Source organism: Pseudomonas sp. SWRI77, from assembly GCF_014269105.1.
Classification (GTDB): Bacteria; Pseudomonadota; Gammaproteobacteria; order Pseudomonadales; family Pseudomonadaceae; genus Aquipseudomonas; species Aquipseudomonas capeferrum.
Genome location: NZ_JABWRV010000005.1, coordinates 83,038 through 102,975 on the forward strand (window position 1 = coordinate 83,038; position 19,938 = coordinate 102,975).

The following is a 19,938-nucleotide window of genomic DNA, read 5'->3' on the forward strand; positions in this document are numbered from 1 at the left end:
CCATTGTCGCAGCAGGCATAAGTCAATTATCAAGAAACAAAAATTACGTCATTTTGGAAATTTCTATAACACAAGCTGCGAGCACCAGCCACCCAAAACCAATGATGATAAGCCATGCAGACACAGCCAGCCATCGCTTCAATTTTGGTGGGAAAACTTTTAGCTCGTCAGCATCGAGCTGGCCTCGACGAAGCACAAACCCAGGGAATGTGACAAGCCCCCCAATTGCACAAACCAACATGAGCCGCCACTTGAAGCTAGAGCCACCCCATGCAATCTTCAAGCTCTCAATATACGAATTACTTTCAATCGAAGAGCAAACTATCTCATAATTTCGCGTCAAAGCTATATAGGCACTTATCGACACACCTGACAGAGAAATTACAAATGGCATCAATACAAATGATAGCTTTAGCGCAGCAGGCCAAGCATCAATATCAATCACTTGTTGCCCCATAGATGTATTCGCCTGTCCATTCCCCGAGAACTTCACCCCCCTTGCCGCCTACGAATCCTCCGCCCCCCACTACTAAAATACCGCACAATGGTGTCGCAACTCCCCCAGTACCTACGGCGAAAAAAGCACATGCTGTTCCCGCAGCTAAACTCGCAAGTGCAGAGCCTGCTATTCCACCGCTAACGCTGCCGCTGAATTTTCCGGCCTCTACAAAACGGGCGCTTCTACAAGCCTCCGTGTTCCCTGCCTGGCAAACCTCTTTCACATTGAGATACGACGATGTCCCACTGAGTCCAATAGCCGCATTCCCACCATACTTAAGGTACTTGGAAAGCTTCGCTACTTTATCAAGATGCGTCGCATACCCCGGTATCTGCCCCGCCCCACCCGCTTTCGACCAATGGTGCACAAGACTCTTGGTAGAAATATTCAGACTCTTCTTTAAACGTTCATAGTTGCCGAGGTTAAGCTGTTTATTGAGCAGCGCCGCTTTCAACTGAACATCCAGTTGCTGCAGCAGCTGGCGCCGCGAGGCGAAAAACTCACGACTGTTCAAATGCCCGTTCCGCAAGAACTCACGCTGATGCAACTGCTCGATCTGGTTCAGCGTGCTCTTGACCTGTTTCAACCCTTGATCGAGCATGTCCTTGCCCACGCCCATCGACTGGCTGGCACTGCTCAGCAAACCGGCAATCTCAGCCTGGTGCTGCACCATGAAGTCGGATTCTGCGAAATCGAGCACCGCCAACGCGCGCCGTGCATCCTGAGCGGCAGCCATCAGCTTGGCCTCCTCGAGGGTACAGGCATCACTATTGTCCGGGTCACCGATGACGAAGATTTCCCCAGCCTTGAAACCTTGCTCGAACGTGGGGTTGAGCCGCTGCAAACGGGAGATCGGCAAGGTGGCGTCGTGCTCGGATAATTGCAGCAGAACCTGAGAGAACGACATGCTTTTGGGCACCACGTAGAAACCCGGCTCCAACGTGCCTGGCATCGCAGTCACCGCGCCCTGCACGAGGCTTTTCGGATGGGCGCCGGCCGCTGCCTCGGTAGGCATTGCGCGACTGTTCGCAAGTGCCTGCCTGGATAGCGGGGCCGCACCCAGTGGTGCTACGACCCGATTGCTGCCGGACGGGCAACCACACGCCACCAGTGCACCGTCCATGGCCACGGCTTGACCGTTGGAGATGAAGTACCGAACGCCCTCAACGACAGTCCCTTGCTCGCCACAGCGCGGACAAGGCGTCGTTTTGTCCCCCTCCCGAAGCACCCTGCGGCCATTGCTCAAATAACCGAGGCCGGCAGCGATGCAAATAGCACCTGTCGTGGTGACATCGCCATCAACCGCCTGGCCTTTACCACCCAGATTGACACGCATCGGCAAGTACCTTGTGCAAGAAGTAAGGTGTCGAAACCTAACAGCTGCAAAAGGGCTTTTAGTGCCTGAACGTGAAAACCAGACACTTCCTACACCAAATACATACTTGTTCAGCCAGCTCATCCGTAGCCAGCATGCGCGTTAATCGGACAAGGAATTCCCGTGCAAGAACTTCCGATTCTTCATCTTGAACTGCGCAGCATCTCCACCGGCACATACTTGCCGATCTCATATTTGCCAATCGCCGCCCGGTGCACTTCGTCCGGCCCGTCGGCCAGGCGCAAGGTGCGCTGCATGGCGTACATGTAGGCCAAGGGGAAGTCACCGCTCACGCCCGCGCCGCCATGCATCTGGATCGCCCGGTCGATGACCTTCAAGGCCACATTCGGCGCCACCACCTTGATCTGGGCGATTTCACTGCGTGCGACCTTGTTGCCCACGGTGTCCATCATGTACGCCGCCTTGAGCGTCAGCAGGCGTGCCATGTCGATTTCCATGCGCGAGTCGGCGATCTTGTCGACGTTGCCGCCCAGCCGGGCCAGAGGCCGGCCGAAGGCAGTGCGCTCGACCGAGCGTTTGCACATCAACTCCAGCGCCCGCTCGGCCATGCCGACCGAACGCATGCAGTGGTGAATACGCCCTGGGCCTAGGCGCCCCTGGGCGATCTCGAAGCCGCGGCCCTCGCCGAGGATCACGTTTTCATAAGGCACGCGCACATTCTCGAACAGCACCTCGGCATGGCCATGTGGCGCGTCGTCGTAGCCGAACACCGGCAACGGCCGCACTATCTTCACGCCCGGCGTATCGGTCGGCACCAGCACCATCGAGTGCTGCTGGTGGCGCGGCCCCTCAGGGTCGGACAGGCCCATGAAGATCATGACCTTGCAACGCGGGTCACACGCGCCGGATGTCCACCACTTGCGGCCGTTGATCACCCATTCATCGCCATCACGCACGGCGGTGGCAGCCATGTTGGTGGCGTCTGATGAGGCCACGTCCGGCTCGGTCATGGCGAACGCCGAACGGATCTCGCCGCGCAGCAGTGGCTCCAGCCACTGGCGTTTCTGCGCCTCGCTGCCATACCGCACCAGCACTTCCATGTTGCCGGTATCCGGTGCCGAGCAGTTGAACGGCTCTGGCCCGAGCAGCGAGCGGCCCATGATTTCGGCCAGTGGGGCGTATTCCAGGTTGCTCAGCCCGGCGCCGTATTCCGACTCGGGCAAGAACAGGTTCCACAACCCCTCGGCGCGGGCCTTGGCCTTGAGCTCTTCCATGATCGCCGTGGGCTGCCAGCGATCACCCTCGGCGACCTGGCGCTCGAACACCGCTTCTGCGGGATAGACGTAGGCATCCATGAACGCTGTGACGCGCTCGCGCAGTGCCTGGACCTTGGGCGAATAGGCGAAATCCATCGGGGCTACCTTCACGGTTCGGAGTACATGGGCCAGAGCCTAGAGCAGCAAGCGCCCATCCACCTAGTCTATTTTCCGCGTGTATAAACATTCATAACCGATATATGATCGGGCAATAATTCCAACAATGAGCGGCGCACATGAACCTCAGCAAGGTCGACCTCAACCTGTTCATCGTCTTCGATGCGATCTACACCGAAGCCAACCTGACCCGCGCCGGGCAGATTGTCGGCATCACTCAGCCGGCGGTGTCCAATGCCCTGTCGCGACTGCGCGAAACCTTCAACGACCCGCTGTTCGTGCGTACCGCGCAAGGCATGGTGCCCACGCCCATGGCCCAGAACATCATTGGCCCGGTGCGCAACGCCCTGGCCCTGCTGCGCACGTCGGTGCAGGAAAGCCGTATCTTCAACCCGCAGCAGGCCAACAAGACCTTTCGCATCAGCATGACCGACCTGACCGAAGCGGTGATCCTGCCGCCGTTGTTCCAGCGGCTGCGCCGCCTGGCACCTGCAGTGCTGATTGATAGCTTTCTGTGCAAACGGCGCGAAACCACCAAGGAACTGGCGGCCGGGCGCCTGGATTTCGCGGTCGATGCCCCGCTGAACACCGACCCGCAGGTGCGCCACGTCAAACTAATGCAAGACCGCTACGTCTGCGCCCTGCGCCAAGGCCACCCGCTGGCCGACAGCAAACTGACCCTGGACAGCTACCTGGGCATGACCCATATCCATATTTCCAGCCGCCGCAATGGCCTGGGCTATGTTGACCTGGCCTTGGGCAAGATGGGCGTACAGCGCAAGGTTGCCTTGCGCTCACAGCATTACCTGATGGCTTCGCAGGTGTTGCAGCAGACCGACATGGCCATGACCGTGCCCGAGCGTTTCGCCCGCCGTCATCAATTGCGCTACCAGCCATTGCCGGTAGACGTACCGGCGCTGGAAACGCACTTGTACTGGCACGAGAGCACTGACCAAGACCCTGCCAACCGCTGGATGCGCGAGCAGATCATCGAGTTGTGCGAACGGGTGGTGGCCGAGGAAGAACGCGCGCTGGCGCCGGCCTGAGGCGATTGCCAAAGGTCGTTTACGCCGAGTATTGAAAGTTAATTTCTCCAGAAACGGGCAAAGCGAGAATTATTTTCCAAGCCTGGGCACAATCAGCCAGGCATAAGACAAAAACCATCAGCCCACGGGCGGGTACGCTTGCACCAACGATCATCGAATCCAACGTGACAGACACGGACCCGCCCCCATGCCCAGCGCCCCGCTCTACTTCGACTACGCCGCCACCACCCCCGTTGACGACCGCGTCATCGAAACGATGCTCGCCTGCCTTGGCCGCCACGCCAACTTCGGCAACCCCGCCTCCAGTGGCCATGCCTATGGTCAGGCTGCCCGCAACGCGGTGGAACAGGCACGCCAGCAGGTGGCCGAACGCGTTGGCGCCCGTGCTGATCAGCTGGTGTGGACGTCAGGCGCGACCGAATCCAACAACCTCGCACTCAAAGGCATCGCCCAAGGCATCAGCCAACCGGGCCACCTGATCACCAGCCAGCTGGAACACAAGGCCGTGCTCGACACGGCCGCTGAACTGGAGCGCCAAGGCTGGTCCATCACGCGCCTGGCTGCGGATGCGGCCGGGCTGATTCAGCCCGATGCCGTGCAGGCGGCATTGCGCGCCGATACCCGCCTGGTCTCGCTGATGGCGGTCAACAACGAATTGGGTACCGTGACCGATTTCGCCGCCATTGGTGAGCGTGTGCGTGCCCATGGGGCGCTGTTGCATGTGGACGCGGCCCAGGCGGTGGGCAAGCTGGCCATCGACCTTGCGGCAATGGCGGTGGACCTGATGTCGTTCTCGGCCCACAAAGCCTATGGCCCCAAAGGCATCGGCGCGCTCTACGTCGGCCCGCGTGCCCGCGAACTGATGCGCGCGCAGATGCACGGCGGTGGGCATGAGCAGGGGCTGCGTTCCGGCACCCTGGCAACCCACCAGATCGTCGGTATGGGTAGCGCCTTCGCCCTGGCTGGCCAGCCGGGCGACAGTGAACACCAGCGCATCGAACAACTGGCCCAGCGCCTGCGCGACGGGTTGCTGGCCTTGCCGGCGGTAAGCCTCAATGGCTGTGCCACGCAGCGCATCCCGCATACCTTGAACCTGTGTATCGATAGCCAAGGCTTCAACAGTGCCGCGTTGGCCAGTGAGTTGGCGTTGTCGACCACGTCGGCCTGCAACTCGGCGAGCAATGCACCCTCGCATGTGCTGCTGGCCCTGGGGCTGGATGAAAGCCGGGCGCGCAACAGCGTGCGCTTGAGTATCGGACGCTTCAGCACCGAGGCCGAAGTAGATAAAGCACTCGAGGTGTTCGCCAGGGTCACAGCGGCGGCTTCGCTGGCGCTCTGGTAAGGCGCAAACAGCAGGGGCCGGCGGGCGGCCCCTGGCGCTATCAGAGGAAGGTGAATACCTTCGCAGCCGGCAACCGCGACTTGTTCAGCCCCGCATTGAAATCACCCTCGCTACGGTAGCCCAGGCTCAAGATCACCACACTGGTAAAGCCCTGCTCACGCAAGCCCAGTTCGGCATCCAGTACCTTGCTGTCGAAGCCTTCGATGGGCGTGGCATCCAGGCCATGCGCCGCCGCACCGAGCAGCGCGGTGCCAAGGGCCAGGTAGGTCTGCTTTTCCATCCAGTGCTGCACGTCTTTCTGGTCGAAACGGTGCAGGTCGACGTAATGGCGACGGCTCTGGTTCTGCGCGGCGCGGGCCTGCTCGTCACGAAAACGACCATCGGCGGCTTCCTGGTCTAGCAGCGCCTGCAGATGAGCCTCGGGCATTTCGGTACGGGCGCAGAACACGATTACATGGGACGCATCGAGGATCTTCGGCGAGTTGTAGGCGAAACGGTCCTGGGTGCTCTTGGCCAACCGTGCCTTGCCTTCGGCGCTGTCGGCGACGACGAAGTGCCAAGGCTGGGAGTTGACCGAGGACGGGCTGTGGCGCAGTTGCTCGAGCAACGCGTCGATCGTGGCCTGAGGAATGCGGCGCGAGGCGTCGTAAGCCTTGGTGGTGTAGCGGCGCTTGGCCAGGGAAACGGTATCCATGCAACAACTCCTGCGGTGAAAATGGGATGTGTCGCGCATGTTATCTTTCCTGTAAAAAAGAAAAACCGGCACAATGCAGCAACACTTTCATCCCAGGAGTGAAAATGCTACGCATCGCCGACCTCGAACTGTTCGTGCGCAGCAGCGTGCTGGGCAGCTTCACCGCCGCCGCCCACGAGGCCGAACTGCTGCCGGGCCAGGTGGCCGCCGCCATCAAGCGCCTGGAGCGTGAGCTGGACGTACGCCTGTTCGCGCGCACTACCCGTAGCCTGCGCCTGACCGCCGAGGGCGAGCTGTACCTGCCAACGGCGCAGAACGTACTGGAAAGCCTGCGCCAAGGCCGCGAGGACCTGCACGGCAACGCCAGTACCTTGCGCGGGAGCCTGCAGGTTTCGGCACCTTCGGACATGGGCCGCAACATGCTGCTGCCTTGGCTGAGCGCATTCCGTCGCGAGCACCCGGCGCTGCACCTGCGCTTCTTTCTGTCCGACCAGATGGCCGACCTCAATCGCGACCCGGTGGACATCGCCATCCGCTATGGCCTTAACCAGGACGCCAACTACATCGCCCTGCCCCTGGCCAACTGGAACCGTCGGGTGCTGGTTGCCTCCCCGGACTACCTGGCGCGCCACGGCCGCCCGCAGACACCGGAGGCCCTGCAGCAACATGCCTGCCTGTTGTACCTGCAACAGAACCGCGTCTATGACAAATGGCGGGTGGGCAACCGCACCGTGCAGGTACGGGGGCCGCTGGTCAGCGACGACGCCGACGTGATTCGCCGACTGGCCCTGCTAGGTGAAGGTATCGTCTATAAATCGTGGCTGGATGTGAGCGCCGACATCGAGGCGGGCGAGCTGGAGATCCTCTTGCCGGAGTACTTGGGCGAGCCGACGCCGGTCACCTTGGTCTGCCCACACCGCAAGCAACTGACCCCGGCAGTGACGCAGTTGCACCTGTGGCTGCGCGAGCGCTTCGAAGCCCTGCGGCCCCGGCTGCTGAACAAGGGCTGCACAATCGTTCCAGACTGATACGGGTACGTGCGTTAAGGTAGCCATTTCCCCCACGGGCTGCACCCATGAGCAACTGGATCGTCCTCAAGCAAGACGCCGACACCGGCATCGAGTCGGTCCGCGCGCATTTCACCGGGCATGCCTACGACCCCCACTGGCATGACAGTTTTCTGGTCGGTATCACCGAGCAAGGCGTGCAGCAGTTCAACTGCCGGCGGGTGCGCCATCGCAGCACGCCGGGGCAGGTGTTTCTGCTGGAGCCCGGCGACCTCCACGACGGCCTCGCGCCGACCGAAGAAGGCTTTACCTACTCGACGCTGTACCTGGAGCCTGCATGGCTCGAAGACCAGTTACGAACGCTGTTCGAGCATGCACCCAGCGCCAGCTTGCCCAGCTTTGCCGATACCCTGTGCCACGACGCGCGCCTGGCACGGGCCACCGCACTGGCCTTTCACACCGTGCACAACCAGGATTTTCGCATCGTTCGCCAGACGGCCATGGACGACCTGCTTGCCTGCCTGACCCGCCACCTGCACTGGCGCAAACGCCTCAACCCAGACCCTCGCCTGCCGCTGACCGCTCAGCGCGCACGTGACTACCTGCATGCTCACCTGGACCGTGACATCGGCCTGGAAGACCTGGCCCAGGCCTGTGGCGTCGACCGTTTTCGCCTGACCCGCGCCTTCAAGGCCGCGTTCGGCCTGGCACCGCACGCCTACCTGATACAGTTGCGCCTGGCCCGCGCCCGGCGCCTGCTCGCCCAAGGCCAGACGCCCGCTGAAGTGGCCATGGCGCTGGGCTTTGCCGACCAGAGCCACCTGGGTCGCTGGTTCCGCCGGGCCTATCGGTTGACCCCGGCCGACTACCGCAGGCGCTGCTCAAACCTTCCAGACTGACGGCGGCCTTACGGCGAACATGGTGCTTCGACCCCTCGGAGCTTTGTGTCATGTCGCAGTCGTTGTTGCCCTTCATTCTCTTCGCCCTGGTTGCCAGTATCAGCCCGGGGCCGACCAACTTGTTGATTCTGGCGCACGGTGCACGGCAGGGCCTGCGCGCAAGCGTGGCACCGATCCTGGCCGGTTGTGGCGCCGCCGCAGCGGTGGTGCTGCTGGTCGGGCTTGGGCTGGGCGAGCTGTTACTGCGTCACCCCCTGGCCCAGCAACTGATGAGCTGGGCTGGCGTACTCTGGTTGAGCTGGCTGGCCTGGCGCATTCTGCGCAGCGCCGGGCAGCCCTTGGACCTCAGCGCAGAAAAGCACTTTGATGCGTTCAGCGCAGCTTCGCTGCAAGTGGTCAACCCGAAAGTGTGGATGATGGCAGTGGCGGTGATCGGGGTATTTGCCGCGCCGGCGCTGCCGGTGTGGCAGTTGGCGCTGGTGTTTCTGCTGATCGCCCTGCCGTGCATGACGGCCTGGGCGCTGCTGGGGGTAGGCAGTGCACGCTGGTTGCAGGCCCCTGCGCGGTTGCTGTGGTTCAACCGAGGGTTGGCGGGGATGTTGCTGGTGTCGGCCTGGGCGGCGCTGCTTGGTTGAATTTGATGGTGGCTGCGCCGGCCGCTTCTCGGGCAAGCCCACGAAGCGGCCGGCACGGTCAATCAGGTGCCTAAGGCTTCGCGAAAGCGCCGAGTGCTGGCGAAGGCCAGGGCCAACCCCACCACCGCCACACAGCCTCCGACCAGGCCAATATAGGCCACATCCATCTGGCTGCTGACGATACTGCCCAGCAGTGCCCCACCGCCGATCCCGATGTTGTAGATACCCGAGAACAAGGCCATGGCCACGTCGGTGGCATCGGACGCCAGCTTCAAGGTCTTGGACTGCAACGACAGGCTGAAACTCAGGATCGCCACACCCCAGAACATGCTCAACGCACAAAACACGTAGAAGTTGCCCGACAGCGGCAACAGCAACAATAGGCAAGCCGCCAGCAGGCCGATCGAACCCACCAGAAAGCCTTGGGGGAAACGTTCACTGTAACGGCTGAACAGCACCGAACCGAACACCCCGGCGCCACCGAACAACAGCAGCAGCAACGTAGTGCGCTCGCCACTGATCTGCGCCACGTTCAGGGCGAAGGGTTCGATGTAGCTGTAGGCGGTGAACTGTGCGGTGATCACCAGCGTCACCAGCAGGTAGGTGACGACCAGGGCCGGGCGCTTGAACAGGATCGGCAGGCTGCGTAGCGAACCGGAGTTCTGGCTTGGCAGCAGCGGCAACGACTTCATCAGGCAAAGCATGGTGGCCAATGCCACCCCGGCAATGCTGAGGAACGTTACCCGCCAGCCCAAGGCTTCCCCTACCACGCGGCCCAGTGGAATACCCAACACCATCGCCAGGGTGGTGCCGGTGGCCAGCAGGCCGAGTGCCTTGGCCTGCTGGCCAGGCGGCGCCACGCGCACCGCCAGCGACGCAGTGATGGCCCAGAACACGGCATGGGCCAGGGCGATGCCGATGCGGCTCACCAGCAGCATGGCAAAGCTCTGCGACAGCCACGACAACAGGTGGCTGACGATGAACACCAGAAACACGAACAACAGCAGGCGCCGTCGCTCGATGTTGCGGGTCAGCAGCATCATCGGCAGCGACGCCAGGGCGACCACCCAGGCATAGATGGTCAGCATCAGGCCGACCTGAGCGGTGCTCATGTCGAAGCTGCGGCCAATGTCGCTGAGCAGCGCCACCGGGACGAATTCGGTGGTGTTGAAGATGAAGGCCGCCAAGGCCAGGGCAATGACGCTCAGCCAGCTGCCGCCACCGGTGGTCGGCGGCAGGACGGTGGGTATGGGTCCGTTCATGGGTGGAATTCTATGCTCCGCAGGCATGGCGAAAAGACGCGCGTCAGGGGCCAAGTATCGGCCGCGCTGAGGCACGGGTTTGTTATTGGAAGGAATGCCGGCATGGTACGCGTCAATACCAGGCCTCACAACCCGCGCACATTGCGCGTAACATGCGCGCTTTGTGTGAACTGCAAGCGGAACAAGGAGCCCGATCCGCCCATGGACAAGCAACAACCCCAGCAGCAGTGGCAGCAGGCGGTCACCGCCTACGCCCAGGCCATCAACCGCTACGTCGCGCAAGGCTGCGAGCAGGGCTGGGATGACCTCGAAGAACCCCAGCACGCTGCCACCGAGCACTTGCTCGACGCCTGGCAGGCCGCCCTGCAAGCGATCAACCAGCCGGGGGTAGACGAACAGCAACGCCAGGCCTTCCGCACGGCCTGGCCGCCTGCACACCTGCCGCTGGTGCCATTGCTCGACACGCATGGGCAAGGTATCAGCAATGTCTTGCTGCTGGACGACGGCAGCCTGCTCGCACGCATTGGCATGCCCTATGAAAAGGGCCAGGTAGTACGCATCGATCAGCAGGGCGTGACGCCGGTCATCGGTATCGAGCATTTCGGCCGTTGCCCGCAGCGCCGCTACTTTGCCCTGGCCAACGCCGAGGGCGTGCGCGTGACCGATGGCTGGGGCGGCCCGCAGGTCGCCCGGCTCCCTTGGCCTAGCGGGTTGGAGGGGCTGCCAGCCGGTTACCCCTTCGACCCCTTCGACCTGCCGCCGACCCCCACCACGCTGGTGCCCTTCGCGCAAGGCCAACGGGTACTGCTGGTGAGCGCCGAGGGCATCTTCCTGCTGGCGGCCGAAGGCGCCACCCGGTTGCTGCCGCGCCAATCGCAAATACTCGAAGAGCTGGCCGAAGGCACCGACCCGGACGATATCGCCTTGGGCCTGGCCATGGAGCATGGTGCGGTGTCGCCGGATGGGCGCCTGATCGTGGTCGGCGAACAGAGCAGCCGCCATCTGGTGTTGGACGATCAGTTGGCGCTGGTGGCGCAGGTAGGCCCAGGTGGTGAGTACCCGCATTTCGCCCTGTTCAACCGCCGCGGCGACCAGTTGATCGTCAATGCCTGCCACTTCTACAACGGCGGCACGCTCGGGGTACGCGTGGCCGACCTGCCGGGGCTGGATACCGACTACTACAGTGAAGACCCACGCACACCGCTGCTGCAGGATGGGGCGCGGGTTTACGCTGGGGTCGCAGGCGATGGCGAGTATATCGTCGGTGACGCCTACGGCTACTTGCGGGCCTTTGGCGAGGATGGCGCGGAACACTGGCAGCACTACCTGGGTTCGACCATCAGTGCCATGGACATCAGCGCGGACGGGCGCACGCTGGTTGCGGCGAGCCATGCCGGCTTCATTTCGGTGATTGCCCTGGGCAGCGGGCGGCCTGAATGGCAGATCGGCACCGGGGCGCATGGCGAAGTGCGGCGGTGGTTGTTCTGGAAGGGGTGGGACAAGGCGCTGGCCTGGTAAATCTGCACTGGCCCTTTCGCGGGCAACGCCGCGAAAGGGCCAGTGCAGGCCAACCCGTGGATCAACCCTGAAGCGTGGCCATGTCGATCACGAAGCGATACTTCACATCGCCGGCAATCATCCGCTCGTAAGCCTGGTTGATATTGCGGATATCGAGCATTTCGATGTCGCAACGGATGTCGTGCTCGGCACAGAAATCCAGCACTTCCTGGGTCTCGGCGATACCGCCGATCAACGACCCGGCCAGTACCCGGCGCTTGAGCACCAGGTTGGCCGCGTGCACCGCCGGGTCGATCGGTTCGATCAGGCCGACCAGGATGTGCACGCCATCGAACTTGAGGGTTTCCAGGTACGGGTTGAGGTCGTGCTGCACCGGGATGGTGTCGAGCAGGAAGTCAAAATGGCCGGCCGCAGCACGCATCTGCTCGTCATCGGTGGACACGATCACATGGTCGGCACCCTGGCGGCGGGCTTCTTCGGCCTTGGCCTGGGAGCGGGTGAACAAGGTCACTTCCGCGCCCAGGGCCTTGGCCAGCTTGATGCCCATGTGGCCGAGGCCGCCCATGCCCAGGATGCCGACCTTGTGGCCCGGCCCTACTCCGTGGTGCTTGAGCGGCGAATAGGTGGTGATGCCGGCGCACAGGATAGGCGCGGCGCTGGGCAGGTCCATGCCGGCGGGGATACGCACCACAAAGTGCTCGCTGACCACGATGCTGCTGGAGTAGCCGCCCATGGTGTTGCTGCCATCGACCCGGTCCGGCGTGGCATAGGTCATGGTCGGGCCTTCCAGGCAGTATTGCTCCAGGTCCTTGGCGCATGCCTCGCAGTGGCGGCACGAGTCGACCATGCAGCCGACGCCTACCAGGTCGCCGACCTTGTGTGCAGACACCTTGTCGCCCACGGCGGTGACGCGGCCGATGATCTCGTGGCCCGGCATCAGTGGGTACACGGCGATGCCCCACTCGTTGCGTGCCTGGTGGATGTCGGAGTGGCACACGCCGCAATACAAGATGTCGATAGCGACGTCGTCCGGGCGCGGGCTGCGGCGTTCGAAGGTCATGGGGGCCAGTGGGCTGGTCGGGGTTTGGGCGGCATAACCGATGGCGGTGTACATGCGGGACCTCGCAGAGAAGTGAAACGATTCAGGCGGCGCATTCTGCGCGTCATGCCCCACCTCGCCCACCGCAGATTCTCCGGCATCCATGCCCGATTCTCCGGAGTTGCCTGCCAGCATCTGACGCTAGACCGTCAATCTGCGATGATGCAACTGTCTGATTCTCTGCCCAGGTTAACCATGCAGCTCACTCGTCACGTCGACGCCAATGCCCCCCTTTGCGCGCTGATCCGCCGCCTCGCCACGCGTCCGGGCTTCGTCCCCACCCACCTGCCCCAGGTTCAGGTGCTGAGCTGGGACCACTATGTGGCCAGCAGCCCGCAGATCTACGAGCCGAGCCTGATGATCCTGGCCCAGGGCAGCAAACTCGCGCGCCTGGGGCCACGCACCCTGGAGTACGGCGCCGGCCACTACCTGGTCCAGGCGCTGTCGGTGCCGTTCATGTGTGAAACCTTTGCCACCGGTGATGCGCCTCTGCTGGGCGTGGCGGTGGACATTGACCGTGGCGTGCTCGGTGAACTGGTGCAAAGCATGGACCTGGCCCCGGATGCCGCCGTACAGGCGCAGACCCCGCAGTCGATGACGTCGGCGGCCCTGGATGCGCCCATGCGCGACAGTGTCGAGCGCCTGCTGCAGTGCCTGCAGGACCCGCTGGATGCCAAGGTGCTCGGCCCGGCGCGGGTGCGCGAAGTGCTGTATACCGCGCTGCGCGGCCCGCAGGCCGGGGTGCTGCGGGCACTGGTCGAGCAGCAGGGGCATTTCGCCCGCATCGGCGCCGCCCTCGCCCACCTGCGCGAACACTACACCGAGCCACTGAGTGTCGAGGCACTGGCTGCGCGTGCCAACATGAGCGTGTCGACCTTCCACGAACACTTCAAGCGCTGCACCGACATGGCGCCGATGCAGTACCTCAAGCGCCTGCGGCTGCTCAAGGCGCAGCAGATGTTGATTGGTGAGGGCCTTGGCGTGGCGCAGGCGGCGCACCGGGTGGGGTACCAGAGCACCTCGCAGTTCAGCCGCGAGTACAAGCGCCAGTTTGACCGCAGCCCTGGGGATGAGACGGCTTATCAGAGCTTGCCGGTTTAGTTGCGGGCGGAATGTGTGGGGTGTTCAGGTGCCTGGCTGGGGATTTGTGGGGGAGCGGATATCGAGCGCCGCCCGCGCGGCGCTTCGCGGGGCAAGCCCGCTCCCACTGTCTACCTTCGGCCAATTATGCCTGTGGCATCTTCACTGTCCGCCTTGTGTGCCCGACTCGATATTGAGGCGGGTGCTGTTTGCTTCACCTCAATCTCATGCCATGCACCAAGGCTGGCAGTGGAAATGTAACTGACAGCCAGTTACCATTGAGAACGCTTCACACTCACAACTGGATGCCAGGCGTTGGACAGCACCTCGACCCGCAAGCTGGGCTTCTTCTTCAGCGACCATCACCGCTGGCTGCTCCAACACATCTTCAAACGCCTGCGCAATCGCGCCGACGCCGAAGACACTGCGGCCGAAGCGTTCTGCCAGATGCTCGGCGCACGTGTCGACCCGGACAGCATCCAGCAGCCGCGCGCCTACCTCTCGACCATCGCCCGGCGGCTGATCTTCGACCGGCATCGCCGCCGCCAACTCGAAGTGGCCTACCTCGAACGCTTGGCACTGCTGCCCGAGCCAGTCGCCCCTTCGGCCGAAGAGCAACTGCTGCTGATCGAGGCACTGGTGGCCATCGATAAGGTGCTGGACGGTTTGCCCGCCGTGGTCAAGGCCACCTTCCTGTTCAGCCAGCTCGACGGCATGAGCTATGTCGACATCGCCGCCCGGCTGCAGATCAGTGAACGCACCGTCAGCCGCTACATGAAGCAGGCCCTGCGCCAGTGCTACCTGTGCGAGGTGCAAGCATGAGCGCAGCCGGCCTGGACCCGATAAGCGAGCAGGCCATCGACTGGATGGTCGCGCTGAAAGCCGGCACGCCAGACGAGGCATTGCTGCAACGCCTGGCCCACTGGTTGCGCCAGGACCCCGCGCACCAACGGGCCTGGGACCGCTTGCAACAGCGCGTCGGCAGCCCGTTTGCCGCGTTGCGCGCGCTGGACCGGCGCGCCCCCGGGCATGCCGCCGATGCGCGCCAGGTCTTGCTCGCCCCCACCCACTCCCGGCGCGAAGTGCTGGGGGCCCTGGCTGGCCTGAGCGTCGCTGCTGCCGCAGCCTGGGGCGGCTGGCGCAGCGACGGGGCGCAAAACTGGTTGGCCGACCTGCACACCGCCAGTGGCGAACGGCGCAGCTTCACCTTGGCCGATGGCAGCCGCCTGAGCCTCAACAGTGGCAGTGCCGTCGACCTGGACTTCGATGCCAACCAACGGCTGCTGATACTGCGCCGCGGAGACCTGTTGATCCAGGTCGCGGCAGACCCGCGACGGCCGCTGCGGGTGCGCACGGCGCAAGGGCAGGTGCAGGCGCTGGGCACCCGTTTCCTGGTGAGCCAGGAAGCCAACGCCACCCGCGTTGTGGTGTTCGAGCACAGCGTGCGCGCCAGCCTGCCCGATGGCCGCTGGCAAGACCTGCAACAGGGGCAGGCAGCACTGCTGCGCAGCGATGGCATCCAGCGTCTGGATGGCGAGCAACAACAACGTGCAGCCTGGCTGCAGGGCCGCCTGGAAGTGCTCGACGAACCGCTGCATGCCGTGGTCGATGCGCTGCGGCCGTACCAACGGGGCTATATCCGGGTAGCGCCAGCGGTACGAGACATACGCGTGCAAGGTGTATTCCCGCTGGACCAGCCACAGCAGGCGCTGGCGGCCCTGGCCGAGGCCCTGCCGATCAGCGTCGAGCGCTATGGCCCGTGGCTGATGATGATCGGCCCCGAGCACAATAAATGAAAATATTTGTGAAAATCATTCGCAGACGTGTCCGGTTTTCGTTTCTCGTCCCACCTATCTCCTGACAAGCCACTTCATTCGGGAGAATTCTGTGCTCAACCTCTGGCCCCGCGCCCTGCCCCTCGTCGTCGCCCTGACCAGCCTCAACGCCCATGCCCAGGTGCAGACCCTGGCGTTCGACCTGCCGCCCGCCAGCCTGGCTACCACCCTTAACCGGATCGCGAGCCAGAGCGGCTACATCATCGCCCTCGAACCGCAACGGGTGCGTGGCAAGCAAGCGCCCGCGGTGGTCGGCCAGATGAGCGCCGAGCAAGCCATGCAAGCAGCCCTTGCCGGTAGCGGCCTGCAATTGCGGCTCACCAGCAGCGGGCACTTCAGCGTCGCCCCGGCCACCCCTGAGACCGACGTGCTGGAGCTTGGCAGTACCAGCATCACCGACAACTACCTGGATGCCACCAGCGAAGGCAGTGGCTCGTACGCAGCCCGTGCGGTGACCCTTGGCAAAGGCACCCACAGCCTCAAGGAAATCCCCCAGTCGGTAACGGTGATCACCCGTAAACAGCTGGACGACCAAGGCATCACCGACCTGCAGGATGCACTCAACCACACCACCGGGATCGTCGGCGCACAGGGCATCGGCCCTGGCGTGGTGGTGACTTCGCGCGGCTTCCAGATCGACGACTGGCAGTACGACGGCGTGCCGATTCCACGCAACACCTACTCGCTGGGCAACTGGGCAACCCAGGACCTGGTGTTCTTCGACCGCGTGGAGGTGCTGCGCGGCGCCTCGGGCCTGTTGCAAGGTACCGGCAGCCCCGGCGGCGCGATCAACCTCGTGCGCAAGCGTGGCCAGGCCACCCCGACGGTCACTGTCACCGGCAAGGCCGGCTCCTGGGACCACTATGGCCTGCAACTGGACGCAGGCGGCCCATTGACCGCCGATGGGCGTGTGCGCGGTCGGTTTGTCGCCGACGAGGACCAGAGCGACAGTTTCATCGACTACCAGTGGAGCAAATCGCACTCGCTGTATGGCGCACTGGACATCGACCTGAACGACGCCACCACCGTGGGTGCCGGCATCAGCTACAACCGCCAGCAGTCGCGGCCGATGCTGCGTGGCATCCCTCGCTATGCCACCGGTGAACCGGTTGACCTGCCACGCTCGACCTTCACCGGCGCCCGCTGGAACCGGGCGCAGACTGACGTCACCACCTACTACCTGGACCTTGAGCACCGCTTCGACGACGATTGGACCTTCAAGGCTGCAGCCCTGCGTATGGGCGAAACCAACACGTCCACCCATCAACGGACGCAAACGGTGCTGGAAGGCCTGGAGCCTGACGGCAGTGGCCTCGAATATGCCGACTGGATCACAGACTTCCACTCAACCAAACTGGGCCTGGACATGAACCTGGTGGGGCACTTCGACACCGGCCCCCTGGCCCACGAGGTGACCCTCGGTGGCAACTACTCCAAGCTGACCACCGATGATGGTTACTGGCGCAGCTTTGGTGGCAATGACAACATTTTCGACATCGACCATGATCGCCCCGAGCCCAGCCGCGACAGCTTGCTTGCAACCCCCTTCGGGCGTTCCGAACGCAGCGCCTATGATATTCGCCAAAAAGGCTTGTACGGTGCCTGGCGGGTCAAGCCGACTGACCGTTTGACGCTGATTCTGGGGGCGCGTGTCAGTTGGTTCGACTACAGCTATGCCACTACCACTTACCGCGGCCTCAACCCAGGCCAGGTCAACCCCACCAGCCACATGACCGAAACAGGGGAAGTGACACCGTATGCAGGATTTGTCTACGACCTGACCCGCGAATGGGCCTGGTACGCCAGCTACACCGATGTCTTCGTCCCGCAGACCGAGCGCGCCCTCGGCAATGCCCCTCTCAAGCCGGTGATCGGCAGCAACTACGAAACGGGCCTGAAGGGCGAGTTGCTGGACGGCCGCGTCAACGCCTCGCTGGCGCTGTTCCGCTACGACCAGGAAAACCGCGCGGTTACCGACGTGGCCTCGGGCTTTGCCTGTGATGGCGGGTACTGCTCCACCGCGGCGGGCAAGGTGCGCAGCCAGGGCATCGAGGCCGAGATCAGCGGCGAGGTGCTCAGCGGCCTGCAACTGTTCGCAGGTTATACCTACAACACCACCGAGTTCCTCGACGACCCAGATAACGAAGGCCGCGTATTCAGCCAGTGGACCCCCAAGCACATGCTGCGCGCCTGGGCCGACTACACCCTGCCGCTGGACGGCCAGCGCTGGAGCACCGGCCTGGGCTTCACCAGCCAAAGCCACACCTTGGGCTACGAGCGCACCTACACCGTGCCCGGCTACACCGTATGGAGCGCGCGCCTGGCCTACCAGCTGACGCCGGAAGTGAACCTGGCAGTGAACGCCAACAACCTGTTCGACAAGAAGTACTGGGTCGCCGGCTTCAACCAGCTCAATGGCAGCAACAACTACGGCGAACCGCGCAACTTCATGCTGACGGTCAAGTACACCCCTGAGTTTTAAGCAGCAGAACGTTCCGAGCAGGCGTCAGTCGGCCATCGGCCATTGCGCAAGCGGCCAGTAAACGCCCTTGCGCGACTCGTACAGGGTGAAATGCCGCGCGGCCAGGAAGAACTCCGGGGCGCTGGCGGCCTCTGGCGGCTGGCCGCGATAGTCCCTGGACAAGGTCAGGTGCGGGCGGTACTCGCGGCTCGCCGCCTCCAGGCCCAAGGGCAGCAGCGCCTGCTGCAAGCCATAGACCAGCTGCAACAGGGCCGGCGGCGTTTGTTGCGGCTCAAGCACCAGGGCGCCGGCGCGCGGCCACACCTGCAAGCGGTCAAGCAACAGGCGCGGCGGCGCAGCCGGGCGCTTGAGCACGTCGACCGCAGCGCAGATCGCCGGCACCAGGGCAGTGTCCACATCCCCCAAAAACAGCAGCGTCACATGGAAGTTGTCGGCCGGTACCGGCTTGCCGCTGCGCAGGTTCAAGCCGCGCCGCCACTGGGCCAGGGCACGGCGCTGGACATCGCTGACCGGCAAGGCGAAAAACAGCCGTTTGAAGGGGGCGCCACTGGCGCGAGCGTCCTGAACCATGTGATCTCCTTGGCGTGAATCGTTTGCGCAAGCGCTAGGCCATTACACCTAAGTCGCGCGGTAGTCACGTAACAATAAGTACAAACTGCCCCCATGATTGTTTATGCTGGCGAGCTTATGCCATGGCGCATGGCCATTTTTCGACAAGTAAACGTCCATGAAAATTGCACTCGTACTCCTTTTCGTTCTCTCGATCGCCTATGTTCACCTGCGCGGTCGGGTTCGTCACAAGCTGACTCGCCAACTGGGCGACCACTCCAGCTTCCTGGCGCCGGTCAACAGCTTCCTTTACCTGTTTTCCAAGCACCCGGCCAAACCTTACCTGCCGGTCGAGGCCTTCCCTGAACTGCAACCGCTGCAGGATCACTGGCAGGAAATCCGTGCCGAGGCTCAGCAGTTGCTGCACGTGGGCGAAATCAAGAAGTCCGAGAATTATGACGACGTGGGCTTCAACTCGTTCTTCAAGACCGGCTGGAAGCGCTTCTACCTGAAGTGGTACGGCGAAAGCCACCCGTCTGCCATGGCCCTGTGCCCGCGTACCACCGAGTTGCTGCAAGGTATCGGCACGGTCAAGGCGGCGATGTTCGCCACCCTGCCACCGGGCGCCAAGCTGGTGCGCCACCGCGACCCGTATGCCGGGTCCTACCGCTACCACCTGGGCCTGGACACGCCGAACGACGACGGCTGCTACATCGATGTGGACGGCGAGAAGTATTCGTGGCGCGACGGTGAGGGGGTGATCTTCGATGAAACCTACATCCACTACGCCGCCAACACCACCGAGCACAACCGCATCATTCTGTTCTGCGATGTCGAGCGCCCGCTCAAGTACCGCTGGGCAACCGCATTCAACCGATGGTTCAGCCGCAACGTCATGGCTGCCGCTGCCGCGCCCAACGATGCCAACGACAAGACCGGCGGCATCAACCGGCTGTTCACCCGCATCTACAAGATCCGCGAGCGCGGCAAGGCGCTGAAAAAGCGCAACCGCATGCGCTACTACCTGGAGAAGTGGGCGGTGGTGGCAGCGCTGGTACTGGTGTTTATCTACATCTGACGCTTCGCCGTGGGTGCTGTCGTTGTAGGAGCGGCCTTGCGTCGCGAACGGGCTGCGTAGCGGCCCCTGTATTTCAGCGTCACGCAAGTACCCAGGGGCCGCTACGCAGCCCGTTCGCGACACAAGGCCGCTCCTACAAAGACA

General features: G+C 63.2%; 18 protein-coding genes. 11 read left to right on the top strand and 7 right to left on the bottom strand.

Going from position 1 to position 19,938, the window contains the following annotated elements; all coding sequences use genetic code 11:
* Nucleotides 1-43: 43 nt before the first annotated feature.
* The 3 genes from HU766_RS07175 to HU766_RS07185 all read right to left on the bottom strand — a co-directional run bounded on the left by HU766_RS07175 (nt 44) and on the right by HU766_RS07185 (nt 3,247).
* The gene (locus tag HU766_RS07175; protein WP_186654851.1) at nt 44-457 is read right to left on the bottom strand and encodes a hypothetical protein; all 414 of its coding nucleotides are present in this window, start codon (nt 455-457) and stop codon (nt 44-46) included.
* Entirely contained in the window at nt 438-1,835 is a 1,398-nt protein-coding gene (locus tag HU766_RS07180) for a PAAR domain-containing protein (RefSeq protein WP_186654853.1), read from the bottom strand. Before HU766_RS07180 ends, HU766_RS07175 begins: the two co-directional genes overlap by 20 nt.
* 182 nt (nt 1,836-2,017) lie before the next feature.
* Complete coding sequence (locus tag HU766_RS07185; protein ID WP_033698905.1) at nt 2,018-3,247, bottom strand: acyl-CoA dehydrogenase; 1,230 nt, start codon at nt 3,245-3,247, stop codon at nt 2,018-2,020.
* 140 nt (nt 3,248-3,387) lie between these two features.
* Here HU766_RS07185 and HU766_RS07190 point away from each other — a divergent pair, with 140 nt between their 5' ends.
* Nucleotides 3,388-4,314 carry a LysR family transcriptional regulator gene (locus tag HU766_RS07190; protein WP_186654856.1) on the top strand — a complete coding sequence of 309 codons (927 nt, stop codon included), beginning with the start codon at nt 3,388-3,390 and terminating at the stop codon, nt 4,312-4,314.
* 187 nt (nt 4,315-4,501) lie between these two features.
* Nucleotides 4,502-5,656, top strand: coding sequence for an aminotransferase class V-fold PLP-dependent enzyme (locus tag HU766_RS07195; protein ID WP_186654858.1), 1,155 nt, complete (start codon nt 4,502-4,504; stop codon nt 5,654-5,656).
* A gap of 40 nt (nt 5,657-5,696) precedes the next feature.
* On the opposite strand, the gene nfsB is transcribed toward HU766_RS07195, so the two are convergent.
* Nucleotides 5,697-6,350: an oxygen-insensitive NAD(P)H nitroreductase gene (gene nfsB, locus HU766_RS07200; protein ID WP_095063613.1), complete on the bottom strand. Its 654-nt coding sequence runs from the start codon at nt 6,348-6,350 to the stop codon at nt 5,697-5,699.
* A gap of 104 nt (nt 6,351-6,454) precedes the next feature.
* Between nfsB and HU766_RS07205 the strand changes: the two genes are divergently transcribed.
* From HU766_RS07205 to HU766_RS07215, 3 genes are read left to right on the top strand one after another with little or no spacing between them, the layout of a single operon-like run.
* Nucleotides 6,455-7,378: a LysR family transcriptional regulator gene (locus HU766_RS07205; RefSeq protein ID WP_186654861.1), complete on the top strand. Its 924-nt coding sequence runs from the start codon at nt 6,455-6,457 to the stop codon at nt 7,376-7,378.
* 47 nt (nt 7,379-7,425) lie between these two features.
* Nucleotides 7,426-8,256, top strand: a complete 831-nt coding sequence (locus HU766_RS07210) for an AraC family transcriptional regulator (protein WP_186654863.1) — start codon at nt 7,426-7,428, stop codon at nt 8,254-8,256.
* A 50-nt stretch (nt 8,257-8,306) separates the two neighbouring features.
* Nucleotides 8,307-8,891, top strand: coding sequence for a LysE family translocator (locus HU766_RS07215; protein WP_033698917.1), 585 nt, complete (start codon nt 8,307-8,309; stop codon nt 8,889-8,891).
* A 62-nt stretch (nt 8,892-8,953) separates the two neighbouring features.
* On the opposite strand, the gene HU766_RS07220 is transcribed toward HU766_RS07215, so the two are convergent.
* Complete coding sequence (locus tag HU766_RS07220) at nt 8,954-10,153, bottom strand: sugar transporter (protein WP_156311237.1); 1,200 nt, start codon at nt 10,151-10,153, stop codon at nt 8,954-8,956.
* A 201-nt stretch (nt 10,154-10,354) separates the two neighbouring features.
* Here HU766_RS07220 and HU766_RS07225 point away from each other — a divergent pair, with 201 nt between their 5' ends.
* Nucleotides 10,355-11,671, top strand: coding sequence for a hypothetical protein (locus HU766_RS07225; RefSeq protein ID WP_186654865.1), 1,317 nt, complete (start codon nt 10,355-10,357; stop codon nt 11,669-11,671).
* A 61-nt stretch (nt 11,672-11,732) separates the two neighbouring features.
* Here the strand turns inward: HU766_RS07225 and calA are convergent, their stop codons facing one another.
* Nucleotides 11,733-12,785, bottom strand: coding sequence for a vanillin reductase (calA, locus tag HU766_RS07230; protein ID WP_186655255.1), 1,053 nt, complete (start codon nt 12,783-12,785; stop codon nt 11,733-11,735).
* A gap of 180 nt (nt 12,786-12,965) precedes the next feature.
* Here calA and HU766_RS07235 point away from each other — a divergent pair, with 180 nt between their 5' ends.
* The 4 genes from HU766_RS07235 to HU766_RS07250 all read left to right on the top strand — a co-directional run bounded on the left by HU766_RS07235 (nt 12,966) and on the right by HU766_RS07250 (nt 18,167).
* Nucleotides 12,966-13,871 carry an AraC family transcriptional regulator gene (locus HU766_RS07235; RefSeq protein WP_186654868.1) on the top strand — a complete coding sequence of 302 codons (906 nt, stop codon included), beginning with the start codon at nt 12,966-12,968 and terminating at the stop codon, nt 13,869-13,871.
* 294 nt (nt 13,872-14,165) lie between these two features.
* On the top strand, nt 14,166-14,672 hold the full coding sequence (locus HU766_RS07240; RefSeq protein ID WP_186654870.1) for a sigma-70 family RNA polymerase sigma factor: 507 nt from the start codon (nt 14,166-14,168) through the stop codon (nt 14,670-14,672).
* Nucleotides 14,669-15,646: a FecR domain-containing protein gene (locus tag HU766_RS07245; RefSeq protein WP_186654872.1), complete on the top strand. Its 978-nt coding sequence runs from the start codon at nt 14,669-14,671 to the stop codon at nt 15,644-15,646. The genes HU766_RS07240 and HU766_RS07245 overlap by 4 nt, the downstream gene beginning before the upstream one ends.
* 91 nt (nt 15,647-15,737) lie before the next feature.
* Nucleotides 15,738-18,167 (top strand): TonB-dependent siderophore receptor, encoded by a 2,430-nt coding sequence (locus HU766_RS07250; protein WP_186654875.1) that lies wholly within the window; start codon nt 15,738-15,740, stop codon nt 18,165-18,167.
* Between the two features lie 24 nt (nt 18,168-18,191).
* Here HU766_RS07250 and thpR read toward each other — a convergent pair whose 3' ends face one another.
* Nucleotides 18,192-18,737: an RNA 2',3'-cyclic phosphodiesterase gene (gene thpR / locus HU766_RS07255; protein ID WP_186654877.1), complete on the bottom strand. Its 546-nt coding sequence runs from the start codon at nt 18,735-18,737 to the stop codon at nt 18,192-18,194.
* Nucleotides 18,738-18,894: 157 nt separating this feature from the next.
* Between thpR and lpxO the strand changes: the two genes are divergently transcribed.
* Nucleotides 18,895-19,794, top strand: a complete 900-nt coding sequence (gene lpxO / locus HU766_RS07260) for a lipid A hydroxylase LpxO (RefSeq protein ID WP_033698934.1) — start codon at nt 18,895-18,897, stop codon at nt 19,792-19,794.
* Nucleotides 19,795-19,938 lie beyond the last annotated feature (144 nt).

What these genes read in the sequence shown, in the direction of transcription:
- HU766_RS07175 (WP_186654851.1), bottom strand. Translation starts at nt 457, where the DNA reads ATGGGGCAACAAGTGATTGATATTGATGCTTGGCCTGCTGCGCTAAAG.
- HU766_RS07180 (WP_186654853.1), bottom strand. Translation starts at nt 1,835, where the DNA reads ATGCGTGTCAATCTGGGTGGTAAAGGCCAGGCGGTTGATGGCGATGTC.
- HU766_RS07185 (WP_033698905.1), bottom strand. Translation starts at nt 3,247, where the DNA reads ATGGATTTCGCCTATTCGCCCAAGGTCCAGGCACTGCGCGAGCGCGTC.
- HU766_RS07190 (WP_186654856.1), top strand. Translation starts at nt 3,388, where the DNA reads ATGAACCTCAGCAAGGTCGACCTCAACCTGTTCATCGTCTTCGATGCG.
- HU766_RS07195 (WP_186654858.1), top strand. Translation starts at nt 4,502, where the DNA reads ATGCCCAGCGCCCCGCTCTACTTCGACTACGCCGCCACCACCCCCGTT.
- nfsB (WP_095063613.1), bottom strand. Translation starts at nt 6,350, where the DNA reads ATGGATACCGTTTCCCTGGCCAAGCGCCGCTACACCACCAAGGCTTAC.
- HU766_RS07205 (WP_186654861.1), top strand. Translation starts at nt 6,455, where the DNA reads ATGCTACGCATCGCCGACCTCGAACTGTTCGTGCGCAGCAGCGTGCTG.
- HU766_RS07210 (WP_186654863.1), top strand. Translation starts at nt 7,426, where the DNA reads ATGAGCAACTGGATCGTCCTCAAGCAAGACGCCGACACCGGCATCGAG.
- HU766_RS07215 (WP_033698917.1), top strand. Translation starts at nt 8,307, where the DNA reads ATGTCGCAGTCGTTGTTGCCCTTCATTCTCTTCGCCCTGGTTGCCAGT.
- HU766_RS07220 (WP_156311237.1), bottom strand. Translation starts at nt 10,153, where the DNA reads ATGAACGGACCCATACCCACCGTCCTGCCGCCGACCACCGGTGGCGGC.
- HU766_RS07225 (WP_186654865.1), top strand. Translation starts at nt 10,355, where the DNA reads ATGGACAAGCAACAACCCCAGCAGCAGTGGCAGCAGGCGGTCACCGCC.
- calA (WP_186655255.1), bottom strand. Translation starts at nt 12,785, where the DNA reads ATGTACACCGCCATCGGTTATGCCGCCCAAACCCCGACCAGCCCACTG.
- HU766_RS07235 (WP_186654868.1), top strand. Translation starts at nt 12,966, where the DNA reads ATGCAGCTCACTCGTCACGTCGACGCCAATGCCCCCCTTTGCGCGCTG.
- HU766_RS07245 (WP_186654872.1), top strand. Translation starts at nt 14,669, where the DNA reads ATGAGCGCAGCCGGCCTGGACCCGATAAGCGAGCAGGCCATCGACTGG.
- thpR (WP_186654877.1), bottom strand. Translation starts at nt 18,737, where the DNA reads ATGGTTCAGGACGCTCGCGCCAGTGGCGCCCCCTTCAAACGGCTGTTT.
- lpxO (WP_033698934.1), top strand. Translation starts at nt 18,895, where the DNA reads ATGAAAATTGCACTCGTACTCCTTTTCGTTCTCTCGATCGCCTATGTT.